Source organism: Erythrobacter sp. S249 (assembly GCF_057364975.1).
This window is the reverse complement of sequence record NZ_CP200287.1, coordinates 2,420,268-2,432,931: the sequence shown is the minus strand read 5'-3', so window position 1 is coordinate 2,432,931 and position 12,664 is coordinate 2,420,268. Positions and strand designations below refer to the sequence as shown.

Annotated in this window: 11 protein-coding genes; 7 read left to right on the top strand and 4 right to left on the bottom strand. The window is 60.6% G+C overall.

Features of this window, described 5'->3' with window-relative positions; genetic code table 11:
- The first annotated feature begins 2 nt into the window (after nt 1-2).
- Together AC0V6V_RS11495 and rimO are read left to right on the top strand one after the other, a co-directional pair.
- Nucleotides 3-1,088: a potassium channel family protein gene (locus AC0V6V_RS11495; protein WP_486165511.1), complete on the top strand. Its 1,086-nt coding sequence runs from the start codon at nt 3-5 to the stop codon at nt 1,086-1,088.
- A gap of 72 nt (nt 1,089-1,160) precedes the next feature.
- The gene (gene rimO, locus AC0V6V_RS11490; RefSeq protein WP_486165510.1) at nt 1,161-2,570 is read left to right on the top strand and encodes a 30S ribosomal protein S12 methylthiotransferase RimO; all 1,410 of its coding nucleotides are present in this window, start codon (nt 1,161-1,163) and stop codon (nt 2,568-2,570) included.
- A gap of 4 nt (nt 2,571-2,574) precedes the next feature.
- Here the strand turns inward: rimO and AC0V6V_RS11485 are convergent, their stop codons facing one another.
- Both AC0V6V_RS11485 and AC0V6V_RS11480 read right to left on the bottom strand, forming a co-directional pair.
- The gene (locus AC0V6V_RS11485) at nt 2,575-2,955 is read right to left on the bottom strand and encodes a hypothetical protein (protein ID WP_486165509.1); all 381 of its coding nucleotides are present in this window, start codon (nt 2,953-2,955) and stop codon (nt 2,575-2,577) included.
- Nucleotides 2,956-3,158: 203 nt separating this feature from the next.
- Nucleotides 3,159-4,826: a bifunctional helix-turn-helix transcriptional regulator/alpha/beta hydrolase gene (locus tag AC0V6V_RS11480; RefSeq protein ID WP_486165508.1), complete on the bottom strand. Its 1,668-nt coding sequence runs from the start codon at nt 4,824-4,826 to the stop codon at nt 3,159-3,161.
- Between the two features lie 246 nt (nt 4,827-5,072).
- Between AC0V6V_RS11480 and AC0V6V_RS11475 the strand changes: the two genes are divergently transcribed.
- Complete coding sequence (locus tag AC0V6V_RS11475; protein WP_486165507.1) at nt 5,073-5,276, top strand: hypothetical protein; 204 nt, start codon at nt 5,073-5,075, stop codon at nt 5,274-5,276.
- A gap of 97 nt (nt 5,277-5,373) precedes the next feature.
- Here the strand turns inward: AC0V6V_RS11475 and AC0V6V_RS11470 are convergent, their stop codons facing one another.
- Complete coding sequence (locus tag AC0V6V_RS11470) at nt 5,374-6,198, bottom strand: hypothetical protein (protein ID WP_486165506.1); 825 nt, start codon at nt 6,196-6,198, stop codon at nt 5,374-5,376.
- Nucleotides 6,199-6,395: 197 nt separating this feature from the next.
- On the opposite strand from AC0V6V_RS11470, the gene AC0V6V_RS11465 reads away from it, so the two are divergent.
- A complete protein-coding gene (locus tag AC0V6V_RS11465; RefSeq protein WP_486165505.1) occupies nt 6,396-7,193 on the top strand; it encodes a transglutaminase-like domain-containing protein in 798 nt (265 codons plus the stop codon).
- Between the two features lie 37 nt (nt 7,194-7,230).
- Here the strand turns inward: AC0V6V_RS11465 and AC0V6V_RS11460 are convergent, their stop codons facing one another.
- Nucleotides 7,231-8,250 carry a LacI family DNA-binding transcriptional regulator gene (locus tag AC0V6V_RS11460; protein WP_486165504.1) on the bottom strand — a complete coding sequence of 340 codons (1,020 nt, stop codon included), beginning with the start codon at nt 8,248-8,250 and terminating at the stop codon, nt 7,231-7,233.
- Between the two features lie 164 nt (nt 8,251-8,414).
- Between AC0V6V_RS11460 and zwf the strand changes: the two genes are divergently transcribed.
- From zwf to glk, 3 genes are read left to right on the top strand one after another with little or no spacing between them, the layout of a single operon-like run.
- Complete coding sequence (zwf, locus tag AC0V6V_RS11455; protein WP_486165503.1) at nt 8,415-9,872, top strand: glucose-6-phosphate dehydrogenase; 1,458 nt, start codon at nt 8,415-8,417, stop codon at nt 9,870-9,872.
- The gene (gene edd / locus AC0V6V_RS11450; protein ID WP_486165502.1) at nt 9,865-11,673 is read left to right on the top strand and encodes a phosphogluconate dehydratase; all 1,809 of its coding nucleotides are present in this window, start codon (nt 9,865-9,867) and stop codon (nt 11,671-11,673) included. The genes zwf and edd overlap by 8 nt, the downstream gene beginning before the upstream one ends.
- A 3-nt stretch (nt 11,674-11,676) precedes the next feature.
- Nucleotides 11,677-12,657: a glucokinase gene (glk, locus tag AC0V6V_RS11445; protein ID WP_486165501.1), complete on the top strand. Its 981-nt coding sequence runs from the start codon at nt 11,677-11,679 to the stop codon at nt 12,655-12,657.
- The last annotated feature ends 7 nt before the right edge of the window (nt 12,658-12,664 follow it).

Below are 12,664 nucleotides of genomic sequence, written 5' to 3'. Positions count from 1 at the left end.
GCATGGCCAAGCAACTCGACACATTGTTTCCCAAGGATGCGCCCAAGCGGCGCAAGTCTGGCTTTCGCCCGCTAAGACGCGCGGTCAAAATCCCCGTGTGGGGCGATTTGGGCATCCGACTGGGTCTGGCGCTGCTGCTGATTTCCATCGTGGTTATGATCCACTGGTTCGATCGCGGCGGATTGGTCGACAGCGTCGATGGCGAGGTCAGTTTTCTCGACATCGTCTATTTCACCATGATTTCGATCACCACCACCGGCTTTGGCGATATCGCTCCGGTGACAGACCGCGCGCGGCTGGTCGAAGCGGTGATCGTTACCCCAATCCGCTTTGCCGTGTTTTTCATCTTTGTGGGCACCGCCTACAATTTTATCATCAAGCGCAGCTGGGAGAAGTGGCGCATGAACCGCATTCAAGAGAAGCTCTCGAACCATGTCATCGTCCTCGGCTTTGGCGTTTCCGGCTCTGAAAGCGTCACCGAACTGATCGAGCGCGGGATGGAGCCCAGCAATATCGTGGTCGTCGACCCGAGCGAGGACCGACTGGTCGAAGCGGAAAAGCTCGGCGTCAATGTGATGAACGCCGATGCGACCCGCGACCAGACCTTGAACGCGGTTCAGGTGAGCACTGCGCAATCCGTGCTGGTGTCCGCTGGCCGGGACGATACCTCAATCCTGATCGTGCTGACCGTGCGGCACCTCGCGCCGAAAGTTCCGATCAGCGTCGTCGTGCGCGCGGATGATAACGAGCTGCTCGCGCGGCAAGCGGGCGCAGACAATGTGATCAACCCGGTGCGCTTCACCGGCCTGCTGCTCGCAGGCTCTGCACGCGGCGCTCATATCTCGGATTACCTAGCGGACCTCGCCTCTGTAAATGGCCGGGTGCAGTTGGTGGAACGGGTCGTAACCGAGGAAGAATGCGGCTGCTCAATCGAGGAATTGGGCACCGGCGGGCGCGGCCTGCGCGTCTATCGCGGCGGCCGGGCAATCGGCTTTTGGGAAGACGAATGCCAAAACTTGCAGCCGGGCGATATCGTGGTTGAGATCGTCCCAAGCATCAACGGCGAGACCGATGGTGACGCGCACTAGGCCGTTAAAGGCCCCGGCAGGGCCAGTTGCGCTGGCACATCACCGGCAAGCCGTGTAGGGGCGCGGCCAGATATGAATACAGACGCCCCCACCTTCACTGCATCGCCAAAGCCCGTGGCTGACCAGAAGCGCGTCGGCATGGTCTCGCTCGGCTGTCCCAAGGCGCTCGTCGATTCCGAACGCATCCTTACCCGGCTGCGCGCCGATGGCTATGCTATGTCGCCCGATTATGCCGGCGCGGACGTAGTGCTGGTCAACACTTGTGGCTTCCTCGACAGCGCGAAGGAAGAAAGCCTGGCCGCGATTGGCGAGGCGATCAGCGAGAACGGCCGCGTTATCGTGACGGGCTGCATGGGCGAGGAGGCGGACGCAATCCGCGCGGCTCACCCACAAGTTTTGGCCGTCACTGGCGCGCATCAATATGAGCAGGTGGTGGAGGCCGTGCACGAGCACGCCCCGCCCAGCCAAGGGCCTTTTATCGATCTAATCCCGCAACCGTCTGAGCACGACATCAAGCTGACGCCGCGTCACTACAGCTATCTCAAGATATCTGAAGGCTGCAATCATTCCTGTTCCTTCTGCATCATCCCGGATCTGCGCGGAAAGCTTGCGAGCCGCCGGATTGATGCGGTGCTGCGCGAGGCGGAAAAGCTGGTCGCAGCAGGCACAAATGAACTGCTCGTTATCAGCCAGGATACGAGCGCTTACGGGGTCGATACCCGCCACGAAACCAAGCCCTGGAAGGGCCGCGAGCCGCGCGCGCATATGACAGACCTCGCCCGCGAGCTTGGCCAATTGCGCACGCAATCGGGCCACACGCCGTGGGTGCGCCTGCACTATGTCTATCCCTATCCGCATGTCGACAAGGTCATCCCGCTGATGGCCGAGGGGCTGCTGACGCCCTATCTCGATATCCCGTTTCAGCATGCTTCGCCCTCAGTCTTGAAGCGCATGAAGCGCCCGGCGAACGAGGCCAAAGTGCTTGAGCGGCTGCAGGGATGGCGCGAGATCTGCCCAGACATCGCGGTCCGCTCCTCTTTTGTGGTCGGCTTCCCCGGCGAAACCGAGGACGATTTCAAATATCTGATCGATTGGCTGGAAGAGGCTCAGCTCGACCGCGTCGGCGCTTTCCGCTTTGAACCGGTCGAAGGCGCGCAGGCCAATGCTCTGCCTGATCCGGTGCCAGAGGCGATCAAGGAAGAACGCTATGCCCGGCTGATGGAAGTCACCGAGCGGATCAGCGCGGCCAAGCTAGCCGCCAAAGTCGGCCGCGCGCTACCAGTGATCATCGATGAGGTCGGTGAGCCGGATGAAGACGGCGACATTGGCGCAAGCGGACGGTCCGAGGCCGATGCGCCTGAAATCGATGGACAAGTGCATTTGCGCAATGTCCCAGCCGACGTGGCGCAAGGCGACATCGTCACCGCAGTGATTGAAGAGGCCGATGCGCACGATCTGTTCGGCGTAATCGCGCAACGCTAAGTCTCTAACTCTGGCTCGATCCCCAGATATAGAGACCGCCAATGATCAGCGCGATCACGAACAGCTGCTTCCAATAGGACCCGACGATCCCCGCCGGGATCAGCGGGACGAGATAGAGCGGCCATCCCTCCAGCTCTGAGTTATCCGAGAGATAGCCAAGCGAGAGCAGGTAGGTGATGCCAAAGAACACATAATTGCCGGCAGTCCATTGCTTGGCCGAGCTGTGAGCGGCGGCCTGTTGCCGCGCCTTGGCAGGCTTTGCCCCGCGCTTTTTCGTAGGCGCAGAGCCGCGCGCAGGCGATGGATCCGGCACCGTTCCTGCGCCGTGACAATTCCAGCAAGTGACCATATCGCGCCCGCCGGTGCCGCTGCCATTGCAGGCCATACAGGCTTGGTTCGTATGTCCACCGTGGCCAGTTCCGCCACAACTATAGCAATCAAGGTATCCCTGATCGATCTGACCACCAGAACAATACGGACAAACAGCCAAAGCGCCCTCCCCTGTTCGTAAGAATCGCGTGCCTTTAAGCTACCGCACTTATTCTGAAACGAAAGGGGGTTTTGCTGAGGGTAGGCCGCGCCGTTCCGCTAGCTGCCAATCTCGCGCCGCACATGCGCAAACACCCGGACCGGGTCATCGTGCATCACCAACTGGCCAGAGCGGCGGAATTCTGCATCCACTGCGAAGCCATATTTGTCGGCAAATTTCTGATAGTTTTCGTGGCTGACAAACCCACCATTCGCGCCGATTGCCATGGTCACAGGCGGTACGATGCCACGGCACAGCTCGCTCCAGTCAAACGCCTCGATAATCACGCCCTCGGTCGGGCCGTCCAGCGTCTTTATGAAGGTGTAAGTGCCCGATTGGCGGATCATCTCGCGGATTTCGGGCCGTTTGTAATAGGCCCTATCATCCGGGCTGGAGCGGTAAAAATCGTCGATGAATTTGTCGAATTCGCCGCGCAGCGAGCCGGCCAAGGTCGCGCGAATATATATCCGCGCAAAGGCCGGTGCCATCCGCGTCATCTGTACCGCCCGGCGGTATCCGATATCGACCATGCCGATGTCCGCCCACGTGGGGAACGGCACCAAGGGTCCGGCCAAAACAACACCGCTGACCTTCACCTGCGTCGCCTGAGCAAACCCCAGCGCGAAGGGCGTGCCCGCCGTGGCGCTGAGGACGGCGCATTCAGTGATCCCTTGCGCCTCAAGGAACGGATCAAGCCGGCGCGCAAATTCTCGCACCAATTCGATCCGCTTTGATCGCCCGGTTGTTTCGCCCGAGAGCGGCCGCCACGGGGCGATGACCCGCAGCCCTGCCTCGCGCGCGGCCGCGTCCTGCTCAGCGGTGAACAATGCGCCCTCAAAGAAGGGATGGAAGTAAAGCACCGGATCGCCGCTGGGATCGCCGTGTTCTTCCCACGCGATGCGGTCCCCATCCTCTTCGTGAAATATCCGGCTGCAGAAATGCCGCTTTGGCCCCTCGCTCTCGTCAATCAAACGAAGGGAATGGGCAAAGCCGGTGTAGAGCATCAACAACTCTTGCTGAGAATTGATCGCCAACTTGCGCAGCAGCGCCTTGAGCTGATTGCGAGCCGTACCAACCGAGCGTTCGCGCTGTTCCGCAAAGCTGCGCACATTTCCGCCCGAAACCAAATGCCGGGTCAGGGCTAGCTCGGTTTCAGTCAGGCCGAGCGCTTCGCGAAAACGGTTGCCGCTCGCCTCTTGCCAGCGAAACTGGATCAGCTTGAAATGAACATGCTCAGCCTGCGCCCCTGCGCCAGCTTCGACATTGAACCAGCGGCCCTGATCATCGTCGGGCGCGGTAAACAGCCGGAGAAAACCAGTGGAACTGCCCAATTTTGTCTCTCGGATGCGGCGCAAATCCTCGCTGCGTTCAGTTGGATCCCACAGCCAGTCCGGCGCTGGATGGCCGCTTTCCAACTCTGGCCCGGTAAAGACCTCTGGATCGAAAGAAACGAGCCTTTGGGAGCGATCCAGGACCAGCTCCGCCCCGCTGGGCGACACATCAGGCAGCACGAAATTGGCAAAATCGCTGCCCGTCAGCGTCGAGACTTCGTCAATCAGCTCGCCCGCTTCGACGAAATGCTGATCCGCGCTGCCAACGTCCTCTTGCCCCGCCTCAAAATGATGCTCCCCTTGCTCCAACAAAGAAAGCACGCGTTCAGGCTTGCCCATGGTGGCATAGGCATCGCGGATAATGCGATCGACATAGGTTTCGCGTTCGTCAGCCATCAAGCCTCGCCTCATAGCTGCAAAATGGTTTTCGCCAAGTTGAAGCGTGCCCGGGCATCAGCATCCATGCGCCGAGGGAATGTGGGCCGCGCCTCGCAAAAGACGCGGCCCTTTCCCCAAGGGTCGCAGTTTGGGGAAAATCACTTCACGCAATATTTGCCTGATGTCTTCGTTCCGCTTGGGCAGCTACCATCGCGGATTTCTGCATAATCTCCCTTACCGCCGACACAGTAGTTTCCCGAGGCTTTGAAGCCGGTCGGGCATGAACCGATTTTGGGAAGCGCAACTTTGCTAGATGATTTGCAGCTTGATCCCGAAGCCTTGAATCCGGTGGGGCAAGAGCCGTTTTTCGAAACTTCGCTGGAGGAGCTTTGCGCGATTGCCGCAGGCGCGGTGCCGATGGCGAGAACGCTGGCGGCGAAAATGGTGAATGTCTTTTTCATGAGTTGAATATTCCTGTGCTGATTTGGATGATTAAAAGGCTTGCGATGCGGCGGGCGAATACGCTGTTCGCCCGCCGCGCCTCATTTCACTAGGCTTGCTGGGTTTAGCCCGCTGGACCGCGGCGATAGGCAAAGGCCACCGCGCTCTTGCCAGAATTCTTGTCAAACCATTGGCAATAGAAGTCCGTGCCTGACTTATCGGTGTGCAGAGACTCAAAGTTGAACGTGATCATCTGACGCCCGCGCTTGGCGAGATATTTGTCATAAGCGCCAGAGCGGTTGGAATTGCTGCCACTCGCCGTCGGCGTGTAGCCGAGCGAATTGCCGCTGTGCAGCATCACGTCCTTGCCCTTGTAATTGTTGATTTTCGGCCCCTGGACATTGCCAAGCTGCTCAGAGCCATCATAGGAAACGCACTGAATTTTATAGTCGTATTTCTTATACTTGGCCGCATCAACTTCGACATAGAGCACATCGCCAACCGCAAGACTGGGGAAGAAACAGCCGTTTTGCGGGCTGACATTGGTGCGCTCGGTCAGGCCAGTGCGCTCCTCTGTGCTGATTCCCTGGCTAAAGGTGTATGTGCCCTGGCGGCCGACAAAGGCATCGCCCAGGCCCAGGTTCGCGCATTGCAGCTGGCCGGTGTATTTTGCCGGAGCAGCCCCTGCGCCGCCAACATGGCCAGGAGCCCGCGCAGTGCGCGGAGAGTTGGACGTGCTGCCGCGATTGGCGAAACCGCCGCCAGATCCGCCGTTCCGCACATTGTCGACTGTCTCGACGACGTCCTCAGCCTGATCGACCTTCTTTTTGACCTTCTTCACCTTCTTGGTGATCTTATCGAACGGGCCAGCCTCTGCTGGAGCAGGCGCGGCGGCAAAGCCGACGAAGAGCGCCGCCATAGCGGCAGCGGTGATGGAAAATTTCTTCATGGATACGAACCCCTGTAATCTATTCCGGTAGGAACATTTGCCCTCCCCGGACAAAACGGCCACTGGTTGTGGCTGCTGGGCGCGGGCTAGAAGCAGAGGCGGGCTGGCTGAATATCCCAGATGGGACAATTGGACCTAAAAGAGCGCAAAAAACGCGTGTTTGAGGAACAAATGTGCCTGCCAGACTTGAGTGACCTATGCCCCTCGACATCCATATGACCTTCACTTTCCAATTCGACGAGCCGGGCGATGCCCTGCTGCAATTTGAGGTTGCAGAATTGCCGGGCCAGCGGATCCTCTCGCAAAGTGTCGACATGACAGACGAGGCGGCGAGCACGCGGGTGTCAGCGCATGATGGGATCGGCACGCGCATTTGGGTGAGCAGCAACGGGCAGTTTGAAACCACCTACCGCGCCAAGGTCGAAACGCAGCGTAGGCCGATTGAGCTTACCGCCATGCCTCAGCTAGCCGCCAGATCCATCACCGGCGTGGCGGCGCAATATCTGTTCGATTCGCGCTATTGCGCCGCCGGCTCATTTCATAATTTCGTCGAGGCAGAGTTTTCCGGCACATCGGGGGGCGCTCGAATTGCTGCGATCGAAGGCTGGCTAGCAGAAAACATGCGATATGAGCCGGGTTCAAGCGGCGGGCTGACAACGGCCACCGATAGCTTCGTTGCGCGCCAAGGAGTGTGCCGCGATTATGCGCACGTGCTGATCGCGCTGGCGCGGGCGTCTCTTATCCCGGCGCGCTATGCCGCTTGCTATGGCCCGGACGTCCGCCCGCAGGATTTTCATGCAGTGGCTGAGGTGTTTCTCGCTGATCCTGATGAGCCAGCACGCGGCGCATGGCATCTGGTCGATGCGACCGGCATGGCGAAACCATCGGAGATAGCGATTATCGGGGTCGGGCGCGATGCGGCCGATGTGAGTTTCCTCACGACGTTCGGCCCAGCGCAGTTTTTATCGTCAAAAGTCGAGGTCAGCCGGGTTTAGGGCTTTTCACCCTGACCGCGCCACCTGCGCCGCTCACTCACGAACTTCCGCGTTTCAGCAGCTTGACCGGCACTCGCCGTATCCCGGAATGCGGCCCGCCAGAGGTTACTGCCTCAACCAGCAAGCGCCCCGCCTGATCCAAATCTGGCTCAATCGTCGTTAGCGTGGGACTGGATAGCTCGCCCGCCTGCAAACCGTCAAAGCCGATCAACTTGATCTCTTCGGGTATTTTCCGGCCCGCAGCGTTGAGCGCCTCCAGCACGCCAAAGGCCAGCGCATCGCAAACCGCAAACACGCCATCCACCGCGATGCCATCTTCCAGCAACCGCTCTGCCGCCGCGCGGCCCTGATCATGGCGATCATCTTCATCGCCGATTTCAACCAGCTGCGCTTCTAGGCCGAGCTTGCTTGCGTGAGCGAGAAACGTATCCGCGCGCTCTGCAAACTGCCGCTGAGTGCCGCCGCGCGAGCCGATGCAGGCGAGCTTCGTGCACCCCTGCCCGGCCAAATGCTCCGCCGCCATACGCGCGCCCGCATCATTGTCAGACGAAACCCAGTCGAGATCGCCAAGGGGCGAGCCCCAATAAGCGACCAGCTCGGTCGTCTCACCAATGCCCCGGAAATATTCCCATGCTGGGCGGTTCAGCGTGGTGCCGATCACGATCAGGCCCTCCGCTTGACCGCGCTCAACGTAATTGCCGAACAGCTTGTCCTCGTCCCCTTGCAGCGACACGAGCACTTCCAGCCCGCGCTCTGCCGCCGCGGCGCAAACCCCGCCCAGCAGCGCATAGGAAAATGGGTTCACATCGCGGGCGCTGCCGCCCGGTTTGGTGATTACCACCGCTGCCAAAGTGCCGGTGTGCCCGCGCCTCAGCCGCGCGGCGCGCTCGTCTACAAAATAGCCAAGCTCGCTCGCCACCTCCAGAACCCGGCTGCGCGTCGCCTCGCTGATGACGGCAGAGCCAGATAGCGCGCGCGACACCGTCGACTGGCTCACGCCCGCCCGCTCTGCAACGTCAAAACTGGTGACCCGCGATTGCCGCCGCGCAGGATCCATCTCTCTCTCCCGGTTCGCTTTTTAGACCAGCCGCCTAAACACCTGAATAGCGCAATTGAATAGCCCAATTGAATAGCTATGCGAACCTATGGCCGAGCATTGCGCTTCGCGCTAGAACCCAATTGCCGCAATCCATAGCTGCGGCACGCGGGAGAAACATACGCATGCCTGAGCCAAAGCTCTCTGCTGATCGCTTACTTTTGTTCGGCGCAACCGGCGATTTGTCGCGCAGAATGCTGTTGCCGAGCCTGTGTGCATTGGACGCCGACGGGCTGCTGTCACCTGATCTGAAGATCATTGGCACCGCGCGCAGCGACATGGACGATGCGGAATTTCGCAATTTGGCGCGTGAAGCGCTGGAAACCTATCTACCAGGCGAACGGCGCGGCGGAATGGCCGCATTCCTCAATCGCCTATCTTACCAAGCGCTTGATGCAAACACGCTCGATGGGTTTGACGCGCTCGCTGAAAAAGTAAACGAGGCCGGCCCCAGCGATTCCGGCATGGCGATTTTCCTGTCCACCGCGCCCAGCCTGTTTGGCCCAACGATTGCCGGCTTGAAACACGCCGGGCTGACGGGCGAAAATGTCCGCATGTGCTTGGAAAAGCCGCTTGGCACTGATCTCGCCACCAGCTGCGTTATCAATGATGCGGTGGCCGATGCCTTCCCGGAAGACCGGATTTTCCGCATCGATCATTATCTTGGTAAGGAGACGGTGCAGAACCTGCTTGCTTTGCGGTTTGCCAATATCCTGTTCGAGCCGATCTGGAATTCGAACTATATCGACCATGTCCAGATAACGGTCGCCGAAACTGTCGGCCTAGAGGGGCGCGTTGCCTTTTATGACGATGCCGGTGCGCTGCGCGATATGGTTCAAAACCACATGCTGCAATTGCTGGCGCTGGTGGCGATGGAGCCTCCGACGAGCTTTGACGCGACCGCGGTCCGCGATGAGAAGGTGAAGGCGCTGCGTGCCCTTCGCGAAGTGCAGGCCAGCGAGACAGTAACCGGGCAATATCGCGCAGGCGCCATCGGCGGTGAGGCTGTACCCGGCTATGATGACGAGCTGGGTAAGGATTCCGACACCGAGACGTTCACCGCGATCAAGGCGCATGTCGACAATTGGCGCTGGAAGGGCGTGCCCTTTTACCTGCGCACCGGCAAACGCCTGCCTGAACGCGTGACCGAAATTGTCGTCAAATTCCGCTGCGTGCCGCACTCCATCTTTGAAGGTATGGGCGCGAGCATGCTGCCCAACCGGCTGGTGATTGGCATTCAGCCAGAGGAAAACATCTCGCTGTCCCTGATGGCGAAGGTGCCGGGCCTGGGCCAAGACGGCATTTCCCTGCGCGAAGTGCCGCTCGACATTGCCATGCCTGATGCCTTTGTCGGCCAGCACCGCCGGATCGCTTACGAGCGCCTGCTGCTCGATCTCATTCAAGGCGAGCAGACGCTGTTTGTGCGCCGCGACGAAGTGGAGGCGCAGTGGCAATGGGTCGATCAAGTCCGCAGCGCTTGGGAAGCCGCCGGGGTCAAACCGCAGACCTACACCTCGGGCAGCTGGGGGCCGAGCAGCGCCATCGCCCTGACCGAACGCGATGGGGTGAGCTGGCATGAGTAATCTCAACGATGTGATCCACCGGGTGACCGAGCGGGTGATCGAAAACTCGCGCACCAGCCGCACGGCCTATTTGGAACTGATGAAGCGCGAGGGCGACCGGAGGCCTGAGCACAAGGATGTGGCATGTTCCAACCTAGCCCACGCCTTTGCCGGCGCGCTGGAAGATCAAGACGCGATGAAGAGCGGGCGCGGCCCGAATGTCGGCATTGTTTCCGCCTATAACGACATGCTGTCCGCGCATCAGCCCTATGGCCGCTATCCCGACCGGCTGAAGATCTACGCCCGCGAAGTCGGCGCCACCGCGCAGGTTGCTGGCGGCACGCCCGCCATGTGTGACGGCGTGACGCAGGGCGAAGACGGGATGGAGCTGTCGCTGTTCAGCCGCGATGTGATCGCCATGTCGACCGGCGTTGCTTTGTCGCACCAAATGTATGACGGGATCGCCTGCCTCGGCATTTGCGATAAGATCGTGCCCGGCCTGATGATCGGCGCATTGCGCTTTGGCCATCTGCCCACGATCTTTGTGCCGTCTGGCCCGATGCCATCAGGCATTTCGAACAAGCAAAAGCAGGAAACGCGCCAACTCTATGCCGAGGGCAAGGTTGACCGGGACGCCCTGCTTGAAAGCGAGCTTGGCAGTTATCACTCGCCCGGCACTTGCACGTTCTATGGTACGGCCAATTCCAACCAGATGATGATGGAGATGATGGGGCTGCATGTGCCCGGATCAGCCTTCGTCACGCCGGGCACGAAATTGCGTCAGGAGCTGGACCGCGCAGCGATGCACCGCCTGGCGGAGCTGTCCGGCACCACGACACGCACATTGGCGCAGGTAGTCGATGAAAAGGCGATCATCAACGCCGCGATTGGCCTTCTCGCCACCGGTGGTTCGACCAATCACGCGATCCATATCCCGGCGATGGCGCGGGCCGCTGGCGTCATTTTTGATTGGGATGATTTGGCCGAGCTTTCCAGCGTCGTGCCCTTGGTCGCGCGGGTCTATCCCAATGGCTCCGGCGATGTGAACCAGTTCCACGCGGCGGGCGGCATGGCTTATGTTGCACGCACTCTGCTGGAGGCGGGTCTCTGCCACGGCGATATCCTGACCATGTGGGACAGCGGATTTGCGGCCTACACCGCCGAGCCGGTACTGGACGCTGAGCAGAAGTTGGGCTGGGCCGATGTGCCCGAAAGCCGCGATCTCGACATGCTGCGCCCGGCGAGCGATCCGGTGCAGCCCGATGGCGGCATGAAGCTGCTGACCGGCAATCTCGGCCGTGCGTGCTTCAAATCCTCTGCAGTGGAGCGCGAACGCTGGACCGTTACCGCACCAGCGCGCATTTTCGAAACACAGGCCGATGTTGTGGCCGCTTTTAAGGCGGGCGAGCTAGACCGCGACGTTGTGGTTGTGGTCAGGTTCCAAGGGCCACGCGCCAATGGCATGCCAGAGCTGCACGCGCTTACCCCCTCGCTCACCGTGCTACAAAATCGCGGTCACAAGGTCGCATTGGTCACCGATGGCCGGATGTCGGGCGCGAGCGGCAAAGTGCCCGCCGCGATCCATATCACGCCAGAGGCCAAAGGCGGCGGACCGCTTGCCCATTTGCAAGATGGCGATGTGATCACCGTTTGCGCTGAGACCGGAGAGCTGTCGACCACGGCCGACCTTTCGGCACGCACGCCCGCCGCCGATCCAGCGCAAGAACACGGCGTGGGCCGCGAGCTGTTCCGCATGCTGCAAAATCAGGCTGACGGGGCAGAGCAAGGCGCCTCCGCCATGCTCGCCGCAGCTGGGCTGTAACGCATGAGCAGCACGGATATCGTTGCGGTTGATATTGGCGGCACGCATGCGCGCTTTGCCATCGCCAGCGTTTCGGCAGACGGCCAAATTGCGCTGGGCGAGCCGACCACGCTCCACACCGACGACCACGTCAGCTTCCAGACCGCTTGGGAGGATTACCGGGCCCGCTCTGGCGGCGCTCTGCCTCACAATGCTGCGCTGGCGATTGCTGGGCCGATTACCGGCGAGGTGATCCGGTTCACCAACAATCCCTGGATCATCCGCCCGGACTTGGTGAATGAGAAACTGGGCACCACGCGCCATACCATCGTCAATGATTTTGAAGCGGTCGCCTATGCGGTCGCGCGCCTGCCAGAGGAGCACTTTGTGCACCTCACCGGGCCGCAGCAGCCGCTTAGCGCGACCGGCACGCTCAGCGTGATCGGCCCAGGCACAGGTCTGGGGGTTGCGCACCTATGGCGCGGGGAGAACGAGGAATTCCGCGTTCAGGCAACCGAAGGCGGTCATCTCGATTTCGCTCCAGTGGACGCCATTGAAGACGCCATCCTTGCCCGGCTGCGCAAGCGGCACAATCGCGTGTCAGTGGAACGGATCGTCTCCGGCCCCGGTATTGTCGATATCTATCAAACGCTTGCCGCGCTGGAGAACCGCACGGTTGCCGAGTGCGATGATATCGAAATTTGGACCAAGGGCACATCGGGTGAAGACAGCCTTGCCGCCGCCGCCGTTGACCGCTTTTGCATGGCACTGGGCAGTGTAGCCGGCGATATCGCGCTGGCCCAAGGCGGCTTTGGCGGGGTCGTGATCGCGGGCGGGCTTGGCTACCGGATTCGCGAAACGCTCGCTTCCTCTGGCTTTGCTGGCCGGTTCCGTCACAAGGGACGCTATCAAGAATTGATGGCCAGCATCCCAGTTAAAATCGTTAGCCATCCGCAACCTGGCCTGCTCGGCGCAGCAACCGCATTTGCAAGAGAACACCTGTGAACACCAA

Excerpts from the sequence above, each read along its gene's own strand:
- AC0V6V_RS11495 (WP_486165511.1), top strand. The coding sequence starts at position 3 with ATGGCCAAGCAACTCGACACATTGTTTCCCAAGGATGCGCCCAAGCGG.
- rimO (WP_486165510.1), top strand. The coding sequence starts at position 1,161 with ATGAATACAGACGCCCCCACCTTCACTGCATCGCCAAAGCCCGTGGCT.
- AC0V6V_RS11485 (WP_486165509.1), bottom strand. The coding sequence starts at position 2,955 with ATGGCCTGCAATGGCAGCGGCACCGGCGGGCGCGATATGGTCACTTGC.
- AC0V6V_RS11480 (WP_486165508.1), bottom strand. The coding sequence starts at position 4,826 with ATGGCTGACGAACGCGAAACCTATGTCGATCGCATTATCCGCGATGCC.
- AC0V6V_RS11470 (WP_486165506.1), bottom strand. The coding sequence starts at position 6,198 with ATGAAGAAATTTTCCATCACCGCTGCCGCTATGGCGGCGCTCTTCGTC.
- AC0V6V_RS11465 (WP_486165505.1), top strand. The coding sequence starts at position 6,396 with ATGCCCCTCGACATCCATATGACCTTCACTTTCCAATTCGACGAGCCG.
- AC0V6V_RS11460 (WP_486165504.1), bottom strand. The coding sequence starts at position 8,250 with ATGGATCCTGCGCGGCGGCAATCGCGGGTCACCAGTTTTGACGTTGCA.
- zwf (WP_486165503.1), top strand. The coding sequence starts at position 8,415 with ATGCCTGAGCCAAAGCTCTCTGCTGATCGCTTACTTTTGTTCGGCGCA.
- edd (WP_486165502.1), top strand. The coding sequence starts at position 9,865 with ATGAGTAATCTCAACGATGTGATCCACCGGGTGACCGAGCGGGTGATC.
- glk (WP_486165501.1), top strand. The coding sequence starts at position 11,677 with ATGAGCAGCACGGATATCGTTGCGGTTGATATTGGCGGCACGCATGCG.